Origin of the sequence: Azotobacter vinelandii CA (assembly GCF_000380335.1) — a bacterium.
Classification (GTDB): Bacteria; Pseudomonadota; Gammaproteobacteria; order Pseudomonadales; family Pseudomonadaceae; genus Azotobacter; species Azotobacter vinelandii.
Window position 1 is genome coordinate 3,560,525 of the sequence record NC_021149.1, and the last position, 19,420, is coordinate 3,579,944.

General features: G+C 67.9%; 15 protein-coding genes. 8 read left to right on the plus strand and 7 right to left on the minus strand.

All coding sequences use genetic code 11. The annotated features are described in order from the left end of the window. Positions 1–47: 47 nt before the first annotated feature. Together AVCA_RS15830 and pap are read right to left on the minus strand one after the other, a co-directional pair. Positions 48–1,082 (minus strand): OmpP1/FadL family transporter, encoded by a 1,035-nt coding sequence (locus AVCA_RS15830; protein ID WP_012702019.1) that lies wholly within the window; start codon positions 1,080–1,082, stop codon positions 48–50. Between the two features lie 348 nt (positions 1,083–1,430). Further along, entirely contained in the window at positions 1,431–2,915 is a 1,485-nt protein-coding gene (gene pap, locus AVCA_RS15835; RefSeq protein ID WP_012702021.1) for a polyphosphate:AMP phosphotransferase, read from the minus strand. A gap of 160 nt (positions 2,916–3,075) precedes the next feature. On the opposite strand from pap, the gene AVCA_RS15840 reads away from it, so the two are divergent. Both AVCA_RS15840 and mnmC read left to right on the plus strand, forming a co-directional pair. Beyond that, positions 3,076–3,834 (plus strand): EAL domain-containing protein, encoded by a 759-nt coding sequence (locus AVCA_RS15840; RefSeq protein ID WP_231876210.1) that lies wholly within the window; start codon positions 3,076–3,078, stop codon positions 3,832–3,834. Positions 3,835–3,890: 56 nt separating this feature from the next. Next, positions 3,891–5,852, plus strand: a complete 1,962-nt coding sequence (gene mnmC / locus AVCA_RS15845; RefSeq protein WP_012702023.1) for a bifunctional tRNA (5-methylaminomethyl-2-thiouridine)(34)-methyltransferase MnmC2/FAD-dependent 5-carboxymethylaminomethyl-2-thiouridine(34) oxidoreductase MnmC1 — start codon at positions 3,891–3,893, stop codon at positions 5,850–5,852. Positions 5,853–5,970: 118 nt separating this feature from the next. Here mnmC and AVCA_RS15850 read toward each other — a convergent pair whose 3' ends face one another. Further along, positions 5,971–6,432, minus strand: coding sequence for a MarR family winged helix-turn-helix transcriptional regulator (locus tag AVCA_RS15850; RefSeq protein ID WP_012702024.1), 462 nt, complete (start codon positions 6,430–6,432; stop codon positions 5,971–5,973). Positions 6,433–6,591: 159 nt separating this feature from the next. Here AVCA_RS15850 and AVCA_RS15855 point away from each other — a divergent pair, with 159 nt between their 5' ends. From AVCA_RS15855 to AVCA_RS15875, 5 genes are all read left to right on the plus strand, one after another. Then, positions 6,592–8,361, plus strand: a complete 1,770-nt coding sequence (locus AVCA_RS15855; protein WP_012702025.1) for an N-acetylglutaminylglutamine amidotransferase — start codon at positions 6,592–6,594, stop codon at positions 8,359–8,361. Positions 8,362–8,363: 2 nt separating this feature from the next. After that, positions 8,364–10,103 carry an N-acetylglutaminylglutamine synthetase gene (ngg, locus tag AVCA_RS15860; RefSeq protein ID WP_012702026.1) on the plus strand — a complete coding sequence of 580 codons (1,740 nt, stop codon included), beginning with the start codon at positions 8,364–8,366 and terminating at the stop codon, positions 10,101–10,103. Positions 10,104–10,268: 165 nt separating this feature from the next. Continuing rightward, the gene (locus tag AVCA_RS15865; protein ID WP_175555872.1) at positions 10,269–11,459 is read left to right on the plus strand and encodes an osmoprotectant NAGGN system M42 family peptidase; all 1,191 of its coding nucleotides are present in this window, start codon (positions 10,269–10,271) and stop codon (positions 11,457–11,459) included. A 593-nt stretch (positions 11,460–12,052) separates the two neighbouring features. After that, the gene (locus AVCA_RS15870) at positions 12,053–14,797 is read left to right on the plus strand and encodes a hybrid sensor histidine kinase/response regulator (protein WP_012702028.1); all 2,745 of its coding nucleotides are present in this window, start codon (positions 12,053–12,055) and stop codon (positions 14,795–14,797) included. A 36-nt stretch (positions 14,798–14,833) separates the two neighbouring features. After that, the gene (locus tag AVCA_RS15875) at positions 14,834–15,061 is read left to right on the plus strand and encodes a YheU family protein (protein WP_012702029.1); all 228 of its coding nucleotides are present in this window, start codon (positions 14,834–14,836) and stop codon (positions 15,059–15,061) included. A gap of 8 nt (positions 15,062–15,069) precedes the next feature. Here AVCA_RS15875 and AVCA_RS15880 read toward each other — a convergent pair whose 3' ends face one another. The 4 genes from AVCA_RS15880 to AVCA_RS15895 form a co-directional block, all read right to left on the minus strand. Further along, positions 15,070–15,429: a DUF2784 domain-containing protein gene (locus AVCA_RS15880; RefSeq protein ID WP_012702030.1), complete on the minus strand. Its 360-nt coding sequence runs from the start codon at positions 15,427–15,429 to the stop codon at positions 15,070–15,072. 13 nt (positions 15,430–15,442) lie between these two features. Continuing rightward, positions 15,443–16,741 carry a hemolysin family protein gene (locus tag AVCA_RS15885; RefSeq protein WP_012702031.1) on the minus strand — a complete coding sequence of 433 codons (1,299 nt, stop codon included), beginning with the start codon at positions 16,739–16,741 and terminating at the stop codon, positions 15,443–15,445. Between the two features lie 134 nt (positions 16,742–16,875). Next, positions 16,876–18,534 (minus strand): cation acetate symporter, encoded by a 1,659-nt coding sequence (locus AVCA_RS15890; RefSeq protein WP_012702032.1) that lies wholly within the window; start codon positions 18,532–18,534, stop codon positions 16,876–16,878. Then, complete coding sequence (locus AVCA_RS15895; protein WP_012702033.1) at positions 18,531–18,845, minus strand: DUF485 domain-containing protein; 315 nt, start codon at positions 18,843–18,845, stop codon at positions 18,531–18,533. Before AVCA_RS15895 ends, AVCA_RS15890 begins: the two co-directional genes overlap by 4 nt. A gap of 304 nt (positions 18,846–19,149) precedes the next feature. Between AVCA_RS15895 and AVCA_RS15900 the strand changes: the two genes are divergently transcribed. Next, the gene (locus tag AVCA_RS15900) at positions 19,150–19,374 is read left to right on the plus strand and encodes a DUF2061 domain-containing protein (protein ID WP_012702034.1); all 225 of its coding nucleotides are present in this window, start codon (positions 19,150–19,152) and stop codon (positions 19,372–19,374) included. Positions 19,375–19,420: the final 46 nt, after the last annotated feature.

Sequence of the window (19,420 nt, forward strand, 5' to 3'; positions counted from 1 at the left end):
GCCGCGGTGGCCGGAAGGCGCCGCCGGCGGCCGGTCCCGGCCGCGCTTCAGAAACGCCAGACCATGCCCCCGCCGATGACGTGCAGGGTACTGCTGGGCGGCTCGGCGGACAGGATGCCGTCGTTGCGCGTCCGGCCGTTCTGCCGCGACTCCGCTTCGCCCAGCCAGATCAGGCTGTAGCCGAGCTGCAACTCCACCCCCTGATCCATCCGGTAGCTCAGCCCGGCGGCCAGGCGCAGGTTTTCCGGCAACGGGTCGTCCAGATTGCGCTGGTCGCCGGGCAAGGGCGACGAGTCGTAGCTCAGCCCCATGCTCCAGTGCAGATGCTCGCCGAGTTGCTGTTCCGCGCCCAGGGCGAGGCGCCAGGTGTCGCGGTACTGGTGTGCGCCACCGACGCTCGCGGCAGCCGGGCTCGGCGCCTCGCCCTCGGACCGTTGCAGGGCGCTCCAGCCCATCCAGCCGAGGCTGGCCGACAGCATCCAGCCACTGTCCAGCCGGTGGGAAATGCTCGCGGTGACGCTGTCCGGCGCCCGCGCCTCGGCGATCGTCCGGTTGGTTTCCGGACGTCCGCGGGCGACGTTCGCCACGGGATCGGCGACGCCGGCACGCTCGTCGAGATTCAGTTCGTAGCCGCTGGCGTAGGCCAGCCCCAGCCAGGTGCTGTCGCTCACCCGGTACAGCAGGCCCAGATTGAGGCCAGCGCCGGTGTCGCTATCCAGGTAGGCCGGAGGCGCATCGGCCGGAGCGCCGCCGGGACGGATCACAGCGCCCTGGACGAGGCGCGCGCCGATACCGATGGAAAGCGCATCGTTGAGCCGGTAGGCGAAAGTCGGCTGCAGGGTCAGTCCGCGCAGTCCGGGTTCGGCGACCAGGCGGCCGGCACCCTGCCCGCTGCCGTTCGCCACGGCCATTCCCATTCCGGCGGCCATGACGGGATTGGCCGCCGGCGGAACGGCCGCGCCGGAACCGGAGGCGACCGGAGCGCTGCGACCGGCAGCGACGGAGAATCTGGAATCATCCGCCCAAGCGGTGCCAGCGGCACCGAGCAGGGCGAGCCCGAACAGAACCTGACGGGTTGGCATGGCTAGCCACCTCTCGCATCCATCCGACTGTTGAGGGGGGTACCAGCCGTGCGGACTGAGCGGTCTTGGCCAGGGCGATGCGGCAAGCCCACCGGCCCTTCCCGGAAATCCTCCCGGACACGGACTGGCAGTCCGTCGACCTCGTGTGGGCAAGTCATTGGCGGGGCGATATCGCCTTGCCATGTCCAGCGTCAGTCAACCCGCGTAAGCATAGTTGCCGGACGAACGTCCCACTGGCAGGCCGGAGCCAGCCCAGCGGCCTCGATCGCAGGTAGACGGGCTGGCCGTTCGTCGGCACGCGAACGGGGGGACGGATATCGGATGGACGGCGCTGGAAAAGGCGGCGCCTCAGCCGCGCAAGGCCTTCTCCAGCGCGTCGTTGAGGGTGCGCAGGATCTTCACCCGGGCGAAGCGCTTGTCGTTGGCCTCGACCAGGGTCCAGGGGGCGATCTCGCTGCTGGTGCGGTCGACCATGTCGCCCACCGCGTCGCTGTAGTCCTCCCACTTGTCGCGGTTGCGCCAGTCTTCCTCGGTGATCTTGAAGCGCTTGAAGGGTGTCGCTTCGCGCTCCTTGAAGCGCACCAGTTGGGTCTCCCGGTCGATGGCCAGCCAGAACTTGACCAGCACCACCCCGGCATCGTTCAACTGCTCCTCGAAATCGTTGATTTCGCCGTAGGCGCGCAGCCAGTCGGCCTCGCTGCACAGGCGCTCGACCCGCTCCACCAGCACACGTCCGTACCAGGAGCGGTCGAAGATGGTGAACTTGCCGCGCGGCGGAATATGCCGCCAGAAACGCCAGAGGTAGGGCTGGGCGCGCTCCTCCTCGGTCGGCGCGGCGATCTGCGCTATCCGGTACTGGCGCGGGTCCAGGGCGGCGGCGACACGGCGGATAGAGCTGCCCTTGCCGGCCGCGTCGTTGCCCTCGAACACCGCCACCAGGGCATGCCGGCGTATGCGTTTGTCGCGCATCAGCAGGGCCAGGCGCGCCTGCTCGGCGATCAGCAGGCGCTGGTAATCCGGCTTGGCGAGGGCCTGGGTCATGTCCAGGGAGTCCAGCAGGGCACGGTTGTCCACGCTGGACACCAGCGGCGCCGCGTGCGGGCGGTGGGCCGGCCGGCCCCGGTGCCCGAGGGCCGCCTGCAGGCCGTCGAGGAGAATGCGCCCGACGCTCAGGCTGCGGTAATTGGCATCGGAGCCCTCGATCACGTACCAGGGCGCGAAGTCCCGGCTGCTGCGCCGCAGCACCCGCTCGCCGTAGCGCACGAACTTGCCGTAGGTCTTCGACTGCTGCCAGTCCAGCGGACTCAGCCGCCAACTGTGCAGGGGATCGTCCTTGAGAAGCGCCAGGCGCTCCTTCATGCGCTTCTTGGAAAGGTGGAACCAGAACTTGAAGATCAGCGCACCTTCGTCGCTGAGCATCCGCTCCAGGCGCTCGGCGCCGTCGATGGCCTGGTCGAGGCGGGCATCGTCGATCCGCTCGTGCACCCGCGCCTGCAACATCTGGCTGTACCAGTTGCCGAAGAAGATGCCGATCCGCCCCTTCGGCGGCAACTGACGCCAGTAGCGCCAGACCGGTGGGCGCGCCAGTTCCTCGTCGGTCTGCTGGTCGAACGTGCTGACTTCGATCAGCCGCGGGTCCATCCACTCGTTGAGCAGCTTGACCGTCTCGCCCTTGCCGGCGCCCTCGATACCGCTGATCAGCACCAACACCGGGAAACGTGCCTGCTGGCGGAGTTCGTACTGGGCCTCGAGCAGTGCCTCGCGCAGCGCCGGCACGGCCGCTTCGTAACTTTCCTTGTCGATCTGGTGGCCGATCTCGGCGGATTCGAACATGCGTAGCCTCTCGGGAAATCATTGGACAACAAACCCGGCGGGACCTCCACGGCGCCCGGCGAAAGCCCGGAACAGAGCTTCGCGAAACGCGGCGAAGATTCCCCCGGCAGGGAATGCAGGGGTATTATTGAGAAACAATCTCAAATGCATCGGAGCGCATATGCCCACTCTGTCGCCAGCCCTCTTGCTGGCCCTGCTCGAGGGCCAGGGACTGGGCGTGGAATACCAGCCGATCGTCGAGGTCGCCAGCGGTAACATCATCGGTCACGAGGCCCTGGCCCGGTTCCGCGGCGCCGACGGCCGCAACCTGCCGCCCGAGCGGGTCTTCTGCGCCTTGCACGACAGTCCGCTGAGCCTGTTCCAGCTGGAGCTGAAGATCAAGAAGTTGCAGATCCTCCAGGCGCCGGAGAGTGGCCTGCTGTTCCTCAACATCGACCAGGATGCCTTCGCCACCTTCCTCGACGAAGCTTGCCATCCCCTGGTGGAACTGCTCGCCGGGCATCCCCGCGCGGTGGTGGAGATCATCGAGAACAGCTCGATTTCCGATGCCCAGGTGAGTATCGCCATGCTCGGCCGCTTCGGCAGCGCCGGCATCCCGATGGCCCTGGACGATATCGGCGCCCGCGACAGCCTGGTATCCCTGGACGTGCTGGCCCGGGTCGATTACCTGAAGCTGGCCCGGGACTGGCTGAACCGCCTGTCCGGCCCGCACGACCGGCCCCTGCTGCACAGCCTCCTCGACTTCGCCCGGCAGAGCGGCAAGGCGGTGGTCCTGGAGGGCGTGGAAACCGCCGAGCACCTGCAACTGGCCCGCCGGCTGGGCATCGGTCTGGTCCAGGGCTACCTGTTCCGCCCCCGTTTCGTGCAGGTCTGGGCGCCGCCGGCCCATCGCCAGGAACAGGCCGGGGCGCTGGCCTGACGCCGCCCGACACGGCGGCTAGAATGTCGCCCTCATTCCGCCAGCCGTCCTATCCGATGACCGACCATCCCCACGCCCAGCTCGACTGGGACGAGCAAGGCCAGCCGCTGTCGCGCGGTTTCGGCGACGTGTATTTCTCCCGTGCCTCGGGGCTGGAGGAGACCCGCTACGTGTTCCTCGGCCACAACGGACTGCCGCTGCGCTTCGCCGCTCTGCCGGCCGGCGGGCGGTTGAGCATCGGCGAAACCGGCTTCGGCACCGGGCTGAACTTCCTCTGCGCCTGGCAACTGTTCGAGCGCACGGCCCCGGCCGACGCCCGCTTGCACTTCGTCAGCGTCGAGAAATACCCCCTGACCCGCGCCGACCTGCAGCGGGCCCTGGCCCTCTGGCCGGAGCTGGCGCCTTGGGCCGAGGCCCTGCTGGAGCAGTACGTCGCCGTACACCCGGGCTTCCAGCGCCTGGTCTTCGCCGGCGGCCGGGTGGTGCTGACCCTGCTGGTCGGCGACGTGCTGGAGCGTCTGCCGGAACTGGACGCGCGCATCGACGCTTGGTTCCTCGACGGCTTCGCGCCGGCGAAGAACCCGCAGATGTGGACGCCCGAACTGTTCGCCGAACTGGCCCGGCTGTCCGCTCCCGGCGCCAGCCTGGCCACCTTCACCAGCGCCGGCCTGGTGCGCCGCGGGCTGCTCGGAGCGGGCTTCGCCATGCAGCGGGTCAAGGGGTTCGGCCAGAAGCGCGAGATGCTCGCCGGACGTTTCGAAGGAGCCGTGCCGGATGCCGCCAAACCCTGGTTCGCCCGCCCGCCGCGTCCCGCCGGCACCCGCGAGGCGCTGGTGATCGGCGCCGGCCTGGCCGGCTGCGCCGCGGCGGCGAGCCTCGCCCGGCGCGGCTGGCGGGTGACCCTGCTGGAGCGCCGCGACGGGGTCGCCGAGGAAACCTCGGGCAACCCGCAGGGCGTGCTCTACCTCAAGCTGTCGGCCCACGGCACGGCGCTCTCGCGACTGATCGTCGCCGGCTTCGGCTTCACCCGCCGGCTGCTGCAGCGCCTCGAAGCGGGTCATGACTGGTCTCCCTGCGGCGTGCTGCAACTGGCCTTCGACGCCAGGGAAGCGGCGCGCCAGGCCGAACTGGCGGCGGCCTTCCCCGGCGACCTGCTGCACAACCTGAGCCGCGCGCAAGCCGAGGCCCTGGCCGGGGTCGCCCTGGACAGCGGCGGGCTGTTCTACCCCGAGGCCGGCTGGGTGCATCCGCCGGCGCTCTGCGCACAGCTCGCCGACCATCCGAACATCCGCCTGCTGAGCCACCGGGAAGTCCTGGAGTTGCGCCGCGAGAACGGCCAATGGTGCGCCCGGAGCGGCGACCGATCGCTTGCCCGGGCGCCGGTCGCGGTGCTCTGCGGCGCGGCGGACATCGCCCGCTTCCCCGAGACCGCCGGACTGCCGCTCAAGCGCATCCGCGGGCAGATCAGCCGCCTGCCGGCGACCGCCGCCAGCAGCCACCTGAAGACCGTGCTCTGCGCCGAGGGCTACGTCGCCCCGCCGCGCGACGGCGAACACACCTTGGGCGCCAGCTTCCGTTTCGAGGCCAGCGAACTGGCGCTGACCGTCGAGGAACATGCGGAGAACCTGCAACTGTTGCGGGAGATCTCCGCCGACCTAGCCGGGCGGCTGCAACTCGAGCGCCTCGATCCGGCGGCTCTCGACGGACGCGCGGGCTTTCGCTGCACCAGCCCGGACTACCTGCCGATCGTCGGCCCCCTGGCCGACGCCGCAGCCTTCGCCGAAGCCTACGCCGTGCTCGGCAAGGACGCCCGGCAGGTGCCGCAGCGTCCCTGTCCCTGGCTGGAAGGCCTGTACGTCAGCAGCGGCCACGGCTCGCGCGGCCTGCTCAGCGCACCGCTGGCCGGGGAACTGCTGGCCGCCTGGCTGGACGACGAGCCGCTGCCGGTGCCGAGGGCGGTGGCGGAGGCCTGCCATCCCAACCGGTTCGGGTTGCGGAGGTTGATCCGGGGGAAGTGAGGGAGACTGCTTCGCACCGGTGGGAGCGGCCTTGGTCGCGATGTAGAGCGCCGGGTACGGGCCTCGTTTTCGATATGAAGACGCAGCGCTTTCCTCGGCCCACGGCCAAAGCCCCCTCCTACTCTCCACCACACAACTCCGCCACCCGCAACAACGCCGCCGTCAACGCATGCCGCTCCCACTCCGGCAGTGCGGCGAAGCGCAGACGGAACTCCGGCGGCAGCAGCGGCGGCGCCTCCTCGAGCAGGGCGCGGCCGGCCTCGGCGAGCACCAGCCACTGCCGGCGGCGGTCCCGTTCGTCGCGCTGGCGCTGCAGCAGGCCGCGCTCCTCCAGCCGGTCGAGCAGGACGGACAGGGTCGCCGCGGTGAGGCTGACCCGCCGGCTCAGCGCGCTCGCCGTCAGCCGCGCCTCGTCGGCCAGCGCCCGCAGGATCAGCAGTTGCATCGGGGTCAGCCCACCGTAGCGCGCCACCCGCTTGGCGTGCACCTCCCCGGCCTGCTGCAGACGCCGCATAGCCTGGAACAACGGTACTTCGAAGATCGAAATATCACTTTGATATAAAACTTTTTCTGCAGTCATTGCGTCGTAAACATGGGTAACCAATCTTTGACATCAAAGCATTTTCTTGTTTTGGTGTAAAAGTCTGCAACTAGCCCGCGGATTCTTCGATCCGTCGGCAATGACTTCGCCCCGAAGGGGCGCGGACAGATTCCCCAACGGCAAAACCGGTAAGGACCCATGTGCGGCATATCTGGAGAACTGCGTTTCGACAAGCGTCCGGCCGACCTCGCGGCGGTCGAGCGTATCACCCATCAGCTAACCTCTCGCGGGCCCGACGCCTGGGGCGTGCACGCCCGGGGGCCGATCGCCCTGGGCCATCGCCGGCTGAAAATCATGGACCTGGCCGAGGCCTCGGGTCAGCCGATGGTCGACAGCGACCTCGGCCTCGACCTGGTGTTCAACGGCGCCATCTACAACTACCCGGAACTGCGCGACGAGTTGCAAAGCCTCGGCTACCGGTTCTTCTCCGACGGCGACACCGAAGTGCTGCTCAAGGGCTATCACGCCTGGGGCGAGGCGCTGTTGCCCAGGCTCAACGGCATGTTCGCCTTCGCCATCTGGGAGCGCGACCGCCAGCGGCTGTTCCTCGCCCGCGACCGGCTCGGCGTCAAGCCGCTGTACCTGACGCGCAACGGCCACCGCCTGCGCTTCGCCTCGAGCCTGCCGGCCCTGCTGGCCGGCGGCGACATCGGCGCGGCCCTCGATCCGGTGGCGCTCGACCATTACCTGAACTTTCACGCCGTGGTGCCGGCGCCACGCACCCTGCTCGCCGAAGTGGAGAAGCTGCCGCCGGCGACCTGGCTGCGCGTCGGTGCCGACGGCGAGCGCGAACAGCGCACCTGGTGGCGACTGGACTACGGCCCGCGGGACGACGAGCGCGGCTTCGGGCTGACGGAATGGCGCGACACCCTGCTCGAGAGCCTGCGCGCGGCAGTGGCGATCCGCCAGCGGGCGGCAGTGGACGTCGGCGTACTGCTCTCCGGCGGAGTCGACTCCAGCCTGCTGGTCGGGCTGCTGCGCGAGGCCGGCGTGGAGAATCTGCCGACCTTCTCCATCGGCTTTCAGGATGCCGGCGGCGAACGCGGCGACGAGTTCCGGTATTCCGACCTGATCGCCCGCCACTACGCCACCCGTCACCACCAGTTGCGCATCGACGAGCGGGAGATCATCGAGCAGTTGCCGGCAGCCTTCCGCGCCATGAGCGAGCCGATGGTCAGTCACGACTGCATCGCCTTCTACCTGCTCTCGCGCGAGGTCGCCCGGCACTGCAAAGTGGTGCAGAGCGGCCAGGGCGCCGACGAGTTGTTCGCCGGTTACCACTGGTATCCGGCGCTGGAAGGCGCCAGCGATCCCTACGCCGCCTATCGCGCCGCCTTCTTCGACCGCACGCATGCCGAATACCTGGCCACCGTGCAGCCGAAGTGGCATGGCGAGGATCACGCCGGAGCCTTCGTGCGCGAACATTTCGCCCGGCCCGGCGCGCAGGACCCGGTGGACAAGGCGCTGCGCCTGGACAGCACCGTGATGCTGGTCGAGGACCCGGTCAAGCGGGTCGACAACATGACCATGGCCTGGGGCCTGGAGGCGCGCACGCCGTTCCTGGACTACCGCCTGGTCGAGCTGTCGGCGCGCATCCCGCCGCGTTTCAAGCTGCCGGGCGGCGGCAAGCACGTGCTCAAGGAGGCCGCCCGCCTGGTCATCCCGGCGGCGGTCATCGACCGGCCCAAGGGCTACTTTCCGGTGCCCGGTCTCAAGCACCTGCAGGGCGCGACCCTGGACTGGGTGCGCGAACTCCTGCTCGATCCCAGCCAGGACCGCGGCCTGTTCGATCCGGGCGAAGTCGACCGGCTGCTGAGCGATCCGCAGGGACAGTTGACGCCGCTGCGCGGCTCCAAGCTCTGGCAACTGGCGGCCCTCAACCTCTGGCTCAACGAACAGGGACTCTAGCCATGAAAACTTCTGCCTACGGCCAGCGCCTGCTGCGCGGCCAAACCCCTTCCTACGAGCGCCTGCAGGCATTGCTGGCCGAGGAAGGCCAGAGCGAACGGCACCTGCCGGTGGCCCTGCACTGCGGCTGGGGCCGCCTGCTGGTCGGGCATACCTACCCCGATCCGGCCAGCCTGGCCGACGACCTGCTCGGGGAGCGGCCCGGCGAACGCGACATAGCGCTCTACGTGGCCGCGCCGCACCAGGTACTGGCCCAAGCGCCGCAGCAACTGTTCCTCGACCCCTCGGACACCTTGCGCCTGTGGTTTTCCGACTATCGCCCGGCGCGGCGCACCTTCCGCGGCTTCACCATTCGCCGGGTACAGAGCCAGGCGGACTGGGACGGACTCAACCGCCTCTACCAGACCCGCGGCATGCTGCAGGTGGACCCCGGACGGCTGACCCCGCGCGAGGACGGCGGCCCGGTCTACTGGCTGGCCGAGGACAGCGACAGCAAGGCGCTGGTCGGCGGCGCCATGGGCCTCAACCACGTCGAGGCCTACGGCGATCCCGAGCACGGCAGCAGCCTCTGGTGCCTGGCCGTGGACCCGGCCTGCACGCGGCCGGGGGTCGGCGAAGCCCTGATGCGCCATCTGATCGAACACTTCATGTCCCGCGGACTGGCCTATCTCGACCTGTCGGTGCTGCACGACAACCACCAGGCGAAGAATCTCTACGCCAAGCTCGGTTTCCGCCCACTGCCGACCTTCGCGGTCAAACGCAAGAACAGCATCAACCAGCCATTGTTCCTCGGTCCCGGCCCGGCCGCCGAACTCAACCCCTATGCGCGGATCATCGTCGACGAGGCCAACCGCCGCGGCATCGAGGCGCAGGTGGACGACGCCGAAGCCGGCCTGTTCACCCTGATCCACGGCGGGCGGCGGATCCGCTGCCGCGAGTCGCTGTCCGACCTGACCAGCGCGGTGAGCATGACCCTCTGCCAGGACAAGCAATTGACCCACCGCTGGCTGAGCCGCGCCGGGCTGCGCATGCCGGCCCAGCGCCTGGCCGGCAGCCGCGAGGAAAACGCGGCCTTTCTCGCCGAGCACTGGCGCCTGGTGGTCAAGCCGGTGAACGGCGAGCAGGGTCAGGGCGTGGCCGTCGACCTGGGTACGCTCGAGGAGGTCGAGCATGCCATAGAGACGGCCCGCCGCTTCGACAGCCGGGTGCTGCTGGAAAGTTTCCATCGCGGGCAGGACCTGCGCATCCTGGTGATCGGCTTCGAGGTGGTCGCCGCCGCGCTGCGCCATCCCGCCGAGGTGATCGGCGACGGCCGCACCAGCATCCGCGCGCTGATCGAGGCCCAGAGCCGGCGCCGCCAGGCCGCCAGCGGCGGCGAAAGCCGCATTCCGCTGGATGCCGAGACCGAGCGCGTCCTGCGCCAGGCCGGCCACGACTACGACAGCGTGCTGCCCGAGGGCCGGCGCCTGGCGGTACGGCGCACCGCCAACCTGCACACCGGCGGCTGCCTGGAGGACGTGACCGCCCGGCTGCACCCGGCGCTGATGGAAGCCGCCGTGCTCGCCGCCCGCGCCCTGGATATCCCGGTGGTCGGCCTCGATCTGCTGGTGGAGGCGGTCGACCGCCCGGACTACGTGATCATCGAGGCCAACGAGCGGGCCGGCCTGGCCAACCACGAGCCGCAGCCCACCGCCGAGCGCTTCGTCGATCTGCTGTTCCCGCTCAGCAAATCGCCCTCCTGACGCCCCGCCGCGCCCGGCGCCGCACGCCGCCAGTCCCTGCCGGACTCCGGTGGCGTGGAGCAGGACGGATCCATCGGCGATTCGCACCTTCCGACACCGGGCGGTATCCGGGCGACTTGCATGCAACAAACGTCCGCCATGCGCGAACATGCCCTTGGAGTCCCCATGTCCAGCCCACTCCCAGAACCCGATCTCGACTACCTGCAGCGCGTGCTGCTGGAAATGCTCGCCATCCCCAGCCCGACCGGCTTCACCGACACCATCGTGCGCTATGTCGCCGAACAACTGGAGGAACTCGGCATTCCCTTCGAACTGACCCGCCGCGGCACCATCCGCGGAACCCTCAAGGGACGCCGCTACAGTCCGGACCGGGCGCTCGCGGTACACCTCGACACCATCGGCGCCATCGTCCGCGAGATCCACGCCAACGGCCGCATCGGTCTGGCGCCGGTGGGCTGCTGGTCGAGCCGCTTCGCCGAGGGCAGCCGGGTCAGCCTGTTCAGCGACCGCGGCGTGCTGCGCGGCAGCGTGCTGCCGCTACTGGCCTCGGGACATACCTTCAACACCCAGGTCGACCAGATGCCGATCAGTTGGGACCATGTCGAGCTGCGCCTCGACGCCATGACCGCCAGCCTGGCCGAAACCCAGGCCCTGGGGGTGGCGGTAGGCGATTTCGTCGCCTTCGATCCGCTGCCGGAGTTCACCGAGAGCGGCCACATCAGCGCCCGCCACCTGGACGACAAGGCCGGTGCCGCCGCCCTGCTCGCCGCGCTGAAGAGCGTGCTCGACAGTGGCCAGGAGCCGCCGATCGACTGCCATCCGCTGTTCACCATCACCGAGGAAACCGGCTCCGGCGCGGCGGCGGCACTGCCCTGGGACGTCAGCGAATTCGTCGGCATCGACATCGCGCCGGTCGCTCCCGGCCAGCAGTCCTGCGAACGGGCGGCGACCGTCGCCATGCAGGACTCCGGCGGCCCCTACGACTACCATCTGACGCGCCACCTGCTGCGCCTGGCGGAACATCACGCGATCCCCGTACGCCGCGACCTGTTCCGCTACTACCACAGCGACGCCCAGTCGGCGGTGACCGCTGGCCACGACATCCGCACCGCCCTGCTGGCTTTCGGCTGCGACGCCACCCATGGCTACGAGCGTACCCATATCGACGGGCTGGCCGCGCTGAGCCGCCTGATCGGCGCCTATCTGCTCAGCCCGCCGGTGTTCGCCAGCGATGCCAAACCGCAGAGCGGCTCCCTGAAACGCTTCAGCCGCCAGCTCGAACATGCGGCCCAGATGGAAAGCGAAACGCGGGTTCCCGCCGTGGACAGCCTGCTCAAGCACGAACCGGATGCTTGAAGCGCTCGCCGCATCCGGGCAAAGTCTCATCCTGAGACGGAATTCCCAACCGGGAAACTCGTGCCAGCCAGGCTCGTCATCGAGGTTTTCTGTGTCGCAGGGCTCCTGTCCGTCACAGGATAAGCAGCACCCACTCCCGGCAGGCTTGTTGCATCCACATCTCCCCGTGGATCGTATGAGAAGAGCGGTTTGGTCATTCCCAGGGAGCGACGGACAACGCGGCCCCGTGCCCGATGGCCCTTCCCGGCCCATGCTTCGGGCCGGATCGGGAAGGGAACAGGTGGAGCCGCGTTGTCGTCTTTGTCCAGAAAATGACCCGGTCCGCCGGCAGGCGGCAAGGCGACCGGTACGACAACGAGATGACAAGGTCAGAGGACGTGTCATCGATCGTTTCCCCCGTTGCGACGGGACCGTCCGGGTTGCGCCGGGCATGAGGGCCGGCCGGGATAGGCCATGCGGCGTGGCGGCCTTGGCAAGATAATAGCCGTTGCCTGCAAGCCGCGCCTTGCCGAACGCGGTCCGGCCTTGTCCCATTTCCGGCGACAACGCAAGCGGGGAAACGATCGATGACACGCCCGGGCGGAGGAATGGGTATGGTGCGCATTGTCTGGACGCTGTTGCTGCTACTGTCGTGTAGCGCGTCGGCCCTGGCCGTCCAGCCAGCCGTACTGGCCGACCGGGAAGTCCGTCTGTCCCTCGGACCGTACACCCTCTACGTCGAAGACCGCGACGCCGACCTCGACGCCGCCCAGGTGCTGGCGATGCCCGAGTCGGCTTTCCGGCCGGTCGAGGGCGACCAGGCCAACCTCGGCCAGAGCCGCTCGGCCTGGTGGTTCCGGGTCGACCTGCAGAACGCCCGCGACCAGTCCCTGGGCGGCTTTCTCGAGGTCAACTATCCGCTGCTCGACGATGTCCGGCTGACCGTACTGACCCCGGACGGCCGGCAACTGCAGCAGGAGAGCGGCGATACCCGGCCCCCCGGGATGCGCCCGGTACCGATCCGCAACCTCTGGTTTCCCCTGGAACTGCCGCCGGGCACCAGCACCCTTCTGGTGCGGGTGAAAAGCAGCAGCGCCATCACCATACCGCTGTACTTCGGCACCAGCGGAGCCAGCCTGGCCGCTCACGAGCGCCAGGAAGGCCTGAACGGCGTCTTCTACGGCGTATTGCTGGCCCTGTTCTGCTGCCAGTTGTTCCTCTTCCTGTTCCTGCGCGAACCCAGCCAGGGCTGGTATCTGGTCTACAGCCTCAACTCCATCCTGCTCGCCCTCGGCTTCGACGGCTATCTGTTCCAGTGGCCGCCCGGCCTGCAGCACATCACCGTACTGCTGCTGATCTTCAGCTTCTGGCTGACCGCGACCCAGCTCACCCGGCACTTCCTGAACATCCCGCAGTACTTTCCCCTGCTCGACCGCATCCTGCGCCTGTGGATGCTGGGCCTCGGCGCCGTGCTGCTCGCCGCCCCGCTGATCGGCCTGTCGGCCTGGACCACCCTCGCCCACTTCGCCACCCTGATCGGCGCCCTGCTGTTGCCCAGTTGCGGCGCCCACGTGTGGCGCAAAAACCTGCGCGCCGGCGCCTACCACCTCACCGCCTGGGCGCTGCTGCTGGTTTCGCTGGGCGGCCAGGCCTTCGCCGAGCTGGGCCTGGACCTGCTCGGCGAGCATGCGACGATGCTGGCCAAGATAGGCATCGCCAGCAACCTGCTGATCCTCGCCGTCGGCCTGGCCGACCGCTTCCAGCAGTTGCGCCGGGAAGGGCTGTACTCGCATCGGGCCGCCGAGGAGGCGCTCCTGCAGAACCAGGCCAAGAGCCGCTTCCTGGCCAAGATGAGCCACGAGATCCGCACCCCGCTCAACGGCGTGCTGGGCATGCTGCAATTGCTCAAGGAAACCCGCCTGGACCACAGCCAGCGCTTCTACGTCGATACCATCGCCAGCTCCGGAAGCACCCTGATGGCAGTGATCAACGACATCCTCGACTACGCGCGCATCGAATCCGGCAAGCTCAGCCTGGAACACATCGAGTTCGATCTCGAGGAGATGCTCTCCGACACCCTCAACCTGTTCACCGCCCAGGCCATGGAAAAACGCCTGCGTCTGCACATGAGCCTCGACGAGGGCGTGCCGCGCCATATCCAGGGCGACCCGACCCGCCTCAAGCAGGTGCTGACCAACCTGTTGAGCAACGCCCTGAAATTCACCTCCGAGGGGCAGGTACGCCTCGACGTCAGCCGCCGGCGCAAGAGCGATGGCTCCGAGCACCTGTATTTCGGCGTCAGCGACAGCGGCATCGGCATCCGCCAGGAAGCCCAGGCGCGGCTCTTCGAATCCTTCAGCCAGGGCGATTCCAGCACCACCCGCCGCTACGGCGGCAGCGGCCTGGGCCTGGCGATCAGCAAGGAACTGGTGGAAATGATGGGCGGCCACATCGAGGTGCAGAGCACTCCGGGTCTAGGCAGCCGCTTCACGTTCAATCTCCCCCTGCAGCGCGGCGGCGAGATGCGCGACGAACTGTTCCAGTTGCTGGCCGGGCGCACCGCGCTGCTCGCCTCGCTGGACGGTTTCGCGCTGGACGCCATCGGCCGCCTGCTCGGCCGCTGGGGCATGAATACCGAGCGCTGCCGGATTCCGGAGAAACTGCCCGAACAACTGGCCAGCTTCGACGAGCCGCCGCTGCTGCTGCTGATCGCGCCCTGGCCGGGCAGCGTCGAGTACTGGCTGGACGCCCTCTATCCGCACCTGGCGCCCGGCCAGCGGCTGCTGCTGATCTGCCCGCCGGAGCAGTGCCGGCAGTTGCCGGCCAGCCGCAGCAGCCTGCACATGCTCGGCCTGCCCCAGCCGGTCGGCGTCGCGGCGCTGCGCAAGAAGCTGGTGGAGCTGCACATGGAGCCCAGCCATGCGCTGGTGCCGATCGAAGACCACGCGGGCGAGAGCCACATACCCTGCATCCTCATCGCCGAGGACAATCCGGTGAACCAGTTGGTGGTCCAGGAACTGCTGAAAAAGCGCGGCTACAACGTGCGCCTGGCGGGTAACGGCGCCGAGGCGGTAGCCGAATACCACCGCGCGCCCAGTTCGATCCAGATGATCCTGATGGATTGCGAGATGCCGGAAATGGACGGCTTCGAGGCCACCCTGCAGATCCGCCTGCTGGAGCGCCTGCGCAAGTGGCCGGCGGTGCCGATCATCGCCCTCACCGCGCATACGCTCGACGAGCACCGGGAATACGGGCTCGAAGTGGGCATGAACGATTTTCTCGGCAAGCCGGTGGACAAGCAGTTGCTGCATGCCACCGTGGAGCGCTATCTGTCGACCCGGACGCTGGTAGACAATTGAGGCGGGCGCCCCGCCCGCCCTGCCCGGAGAATCCCCATGCTCATTCCCCACCACTTGCTGGAGGCCGAAACCCTCACCCGGCTGATCGAGGACTTCGTGACCCGCGAAGGCACCGACAACGGCGAAGAAACCCCGCTGGAGAGCCGCGTGCTGCGCGTCCGGCAGGCGCTGGAGCGCGGCGAGGCACTGATCCTCTTCGAGCCGGACAGCCAGCAGTGCCAGTTGGTGGCGAAGCGGGACGTGCCGAAGGAATGGCTGGATTGAGCGACCGCTCAGCGCCGTCGCCATAGCAGCCAGAGGTAGACCGGCGCATTGGCCAGCAGCACCAGGACACCCAGCCAGAGCTGAATGCCGGGCGTCAGTCCGGCCGGGTAGATCAGCGGCAGCAGATAGTGCTCGATGAAACCGCCGCCGTAGCCGGACTCCCCGGCCGCCCGCAGCAGGGCGTTCTCCCAATCGGTCAGCGGACAGGGCAAGCCGAAGAACTCGGTCGCCGCGCCCCAGGCCAGCGCCGGCAGATGCAGCACGGCCAGGACGCGCCGGCGCAGCGACAGCAGGCCGCCGAACAGCACGAAGAAAATGAACAGCAGGTGCATCACCAGCAGCGCGCCCGCAGCCAACCGGTACGACATGCGAGCCTCCCGCTCAGGCCGGCGGCGCGCTCGGGCGCATCACCAGCACCTTGTCGATGCGCGTCCGGTCCATGTCGACCACCTCGAAGCGCCAGCCGTCGAGTTCGAAGTGATCGGAAACGCTCGGCACGCGCTGCAGGCAATGCATGACCAGACCGGCGAGCGTGCGATAGGCGTTGTCCGCCTCGCCCGGAAACGCCGCGTCGATGTCCAGCGCGGTTTTCAACTGCTCGATACCCATGCCACCGTCGACCAGCCAGGAACCGTCCTCGCGGCGCACGATCGCCGGCTCGCCGTCGTGCAGTGCATCGGGAATCTCGCCGACGATCGCGGTGAGCACGTCCCTGAGGGTGACGATGCCTTGCAGGTCGTCGAATTCGTCGACGACCACCGCGAACTCGTTGCGCGTCCTGCGGAAATCCTCCAGCAGGCCGGTACTGCTCGCGCTTTCCTCCACATAGAACGGCGGCCGGGCGCTCCGCTGCAGATCGATCGGCTGCCCTTGCAGGGCCGGCTTGAGCAGATCGCCGCGATGCAGCACACCGACCAGCCGATGCAGGCCGCCCCGGCATACCAGGACACGGGTATAGGGGCTCTCGGCGAGCCGCCTGAGCTGCTCCTCCCGCGGATCGTCCAGATCGATGGCGTAGACCTGCTGGCGGGGCGACATGATCGCGCCGACCGGCTGCTCGTCCAGGTGCAGGACATTGGCCACGAACGCTTGCTCGCTCTCGTGGAAAACCCCGGCCTCGGCCCCCTGCTCCATCAGCACCTGGATCTCCTCGTCGGTGATCGGCGGTTCGTCGCGACGTCCGATGCCGATCAGGCGCAGCAACAGATTGCAGGAATACGACAGCAGCCATACCAGCGGCGCGGCAATCTGCGCCAGGCGTCGCATCGCCGGTGCGAGCGCGCTGGCGATGGTTTCCGGCGCGAGCAGGGCCAGGCGTTTGGGCAGCAGTTCGCCGACCACCACGGACAGATAGGTGATCGCCGCCACGGTGAGGATCAGGGCGATGGCCTCGGCATAGGGCGCTAGCGCCGGCAGTTCGGCGATCCGCTGCGTCAGCGGCCGGGCCAGCAGGGTTTCGCCGAGTGCGCCGCTGAGAACGCCCACGGTAGTGATGCCGACCTGGATGGTGGATAGAAAGCGCGAAGGATCATCTTGTAGCGCCAGGGCGACCAGCGCGCCGTGCCGCCGCTCGTCGGCCAGCCTCTGCAGGCGGGCCTTGCGCGAGGAAACCACGGCGATCTCCGCCATCGCGAACACGCCGTTGAGCGCGATCAGCAGCAGGAGCAGGCCCGCCTCCATCCTTCTCCCTCCCCCACCGCTTCGCCCGGATGGCCCGTTGTCACGACTACCTTAGCACCACGGGTCCGTCCGGCCCTGTTCCGGAAATGAAAAAGGCAGCCCGAAGGCTGCCTTTCTCATGTTGCCGGAGAGGATCAGTGGGCGACTGCGCCACTGGCTCCCAGGCCGGTCTGCGAACGAACGAACTGCGGCAGGAAGCGCTCGCGCTCCGCTGCGGCAGACTTCGACTTGTCGGTGATCGAGAAGAACCAGACACCTACGAAGGCCACGATCATGGAGAACAGTGCCGGGTAGGAGTAGGGGAAGATCGCCGCTTTGTTGTGCAGCACGTCGACCCACACGGTCGGGCTGAGGATGGTCAGCACCAGCGCGGTTCCCAGGCCCAGGGCACCACCGATCAGCGCGCCGCGAGTGGTCAGGTCCTTCCAGTACATGGAGAGGAACAGGACCGGGAAGTTGCAGCTCGCGGCGACGGAGAAGGCCAGGCCCACCATGAAGGCGATGTTCTGCTTCTCGAAGATGATGCCGAGCAGGATCGCCACCACACCGAGGGAGAGGGTGGTGATCTTGGTCACGCGCATCTCTTCCTCTTCCTTGGCCTTGCCCTGCTTGATCACGCAGGCGTACAGGTCGTGGGACACGGCCGATGCGCCAGCGAGGGTCAGGCCGGCGACCACCGCCAGGATGGTGGCGAAGGCCACGGCGGAGATGAAGCCGAGGAACAGGTTGCCGCCGACGGCGTTGGCCAGGTGGATGGCCACCATGTTGGTGCCGCCGATGATGGCGCCGCTGGCATCCTTGAAGGACGCATCGGTACCGACCAGCAGGATGGCGCCGAAGCCGATGATGAAGGTCAGGATGTAGAAGTAGCCGATGAAGCCGGTGGCGTAGAACACGCTCTTGCGGGCTTCCTTGGCGTCACTCACGGTGAAGAAGCGCATCAGGATGTGCGGCAGGCCGGCGGTGCCGAACATCAGGGCCAGGCCCAGGGAGATCGCGGAGATCGGGTCGGAAACCAGACCGCCGGGGCTCATGATGGCATCGCCCTTGGCATGGATCTTCACGGCCTCGGTGAACAGGGTGCCGAAGTCGAAGCCGACGTGCTTCATCACCATGATGGCCATGAAGGAAGCGCCGGAGAGCAGCAGGCACGCCTTGATGATCTGCACCCAAGTGGTGGCCAGCATGCCGCCGAACAGCACGTAGCAGACCATCAGCACGCCAACCAGGACCACGGCGACCAGGTAGTCGAGGCCGAACAGCAACTGGATCAGCTTGCCGGCGCCGACCATCTGGGCGATCAGGTAGAAGGCCACCACGATCAGCGAGCCGAAGGCCGACAGGATGCGGATCGGCGTCTGCCCGAGGCGATACGAGGCCACGTCGGAGAAGGTGAACTTCCCGAGGTTGCGCAGGCGTTCGGCCATCAGGAAGAGGATCACCGGCCAGCCGACCAGGAAGCCGATCGAGTAGATCAGGCCATCGTAGCCGGAGGTGAACACCAGGGCGGAAATCCCCAGGAAGGACGCGGCGGACATGTAGTCGCCGGCGATCGCCAGGCCGTTCTGGAAGCCGGTGATGCTACCGCCGGCGGTGTAGTAGTCGGCGGTGGAGGTGTTGCGCTTGGCGGCCCACTTGGTGATGCCCATGGTGCCGATGATGAACACCACGAACATGATGATCGCGGTCCAGTTGGTCGCCTGTTTCTGCACTTCGCCGGTCAGGGCTTCGCCCGCCAGCAGCATCGGGGAAGCTGCCAGCAGGGCGGCAGCGGTCAGAAAACGCTTCATCATTTCTGCACCTCGTCGAGCAGTTCCTGATTCAGGCGATCGAACTCGCCGTTGGCGCGCCAGGTGTAGATACCGGTGAGTCCGAAGGCGAGAAGGATCAGGCCGACACCGACGGGCATGCCCAGGGTAATCACGGAGTCCGGACTGAGCTTGGTACCCAGGACTTGCGGCACGAAAGCGATGATCAGGATGTAGGCGAAGTACAGGCCCAGTATGATGGCGGAAAGCAGCCAGGCGAACCGCTCGCGCCTTGCCACCAGCTCTCGGAAACGCGGATTCTGTTCGATCCGCTTGTAGATACCGTCGTCGTTCATTTCTCTTATTGTCCTCACACGGGATTGCGGGGTAGGCACACTCTAGATCGCCCGCGAACGGACAACAGACGACCTTAGTCTTAGCCAGTCGCCACCCAGCCCGAAAACCGGCCTGGAAAGACTTCCCGGCGCCCGCTTCCAGAGTCGTACGGGCCATTCGACGGAGGCCGGCGGCCGCCACCGGCCGGGGGGTCGCGCCAGGGATTGACGACACCTATCGAAACCATGCAAAGCGATCATTTCCGCACTATCCATCCGGTCGTTATCTTGAACCCACCGAGGAAAGCCCCCTGCGAGGTGTGCCATGCTCAAGACCCTGACCTTCACGCTGATGCACTTCTGCATCGCCTTCGGCGTCGCCTACGCGCTGACCGGCAGCGTCGCGACGGGTGGACTGGTGGCGGTGATCGAGCCCCTGTGCAATGCGCTGGGCTTCTACGTGCACGAAAGGATCTGGCAGCGCCTGGACAGGGCCCGCGGCGAGCCGGCCGAAGCCTCGCAGCACAGCTGGCGGCACCGCCATGCCTGAGACCGTGCGGCGCGCGGGCGGAAGCGGTTAAGATGGCGGCTCGGCC

Bases quoted from the DNA above. Each gene is read 5' to 3' on its own strand.
- AVCA_RS15830 (WP_012702019.1), bottom strand. From the start codon at position 1,082: ATGCCAACCCGTCAGGTTCTGTTCGGGCTCGCCCTGCTCGGTGCCGCT.
- pap (WP_012702021.1), bottom strand. From the start codon at position 2,915: ATGTTCGAATCCGCCGAGATCGGCCACCAGATCGACAAGGAAAGTTAC.
- AVCA_RS15840 (WP_231876210.1), top strand. From the start codon at position 3,076: ATGCCCACTCTGTCGCCAGCCCTCTTGCTGGCCCTGCTCGAGGGCCAG.
- mnmC (WP_012702023.1), top strand. From the start codon at position 3,891: ATGACCGACCATCCCCACGCCCAGCTCGACTGGGACGAGCAAGGCCAG.
- AVCA_RS15850 (WP_012702024.1), bottom strand. From the start codon at position 6,432: ATGACTGCAGAAAAAGTTTTATATCAAAGTGATATTTCGATCTTCGAA.
- AVCA_RS15855 (WP_012702025.1), top strand. From the start codon at position 6,592: ATGTGCGGCATATCTGGAGAACTGCGTTTCGACAAGCGTCCGGCCGAC.
- ngg (WP_012702026.1), top strand. From the start codon at position 8,364: ATGAAAACTTCTGCCTACGGCCAGCGCCTGCTGCGCGGCCAAACCCCT.
- AVCA_RS15865 (WP_175555872.1), top strand. From the start codon at position 10,269: ATGTCCAGCCCACTCCCAGAACCCGATCTCGACTACCTGCAGCGCGTG.
- AVCA_RS15870 (WP_012702028.1), top strand. From the start codon at position 12,053: ATGGTGCGCATTGTCTGGACGCTGTTGCTGCTACTGTCGTGTAGCGCG.
- AVCA_RS15875 (WP_012702029.1), top strand. From the start codon at position 14,834: ATGCTCATTCCCCACCACTTGCTGGAGGCCGAAACCCTCACCCGGCTG.
- AVCA_RS15880 (WP_012702030.1), bottom strand. From the start codon at position 15,429: ATGTCGTACCGGTTGGCTGCGGGCGCGCTGCTGGTGATGCACCTGCTG.
- AVCA_RS15885 (WP_012702031.1), bottom strand. From the start codon at position 16,741: ATGGAGGCGGGCCTGCTCCTGCTGCTGATCGCGCTCAACGGCGTGTTC.
- AVCA_RS15890 (WP_012702032.1), bottom strand. From the start codon at position 18,534: ATGATGAAGCGTTTTCTGACCGCTGCCGCCCTGCTGGCAGCTTCCCCG.
- AVCA_RS15895 (WP_012702033.1), bottom strand. From the start codon at position 18,845: ATGAACGACGACGGTATCTACAAGCGGATCGAACAGAATCCGCGTTTC.
- AVCA_RS15900 (WP_012702034.1), top strand. From the start codon at position 19,150: ATGCTCAAGACCCTGACCTTCACGCTGATGCACTTCTGCATCGCCTTC.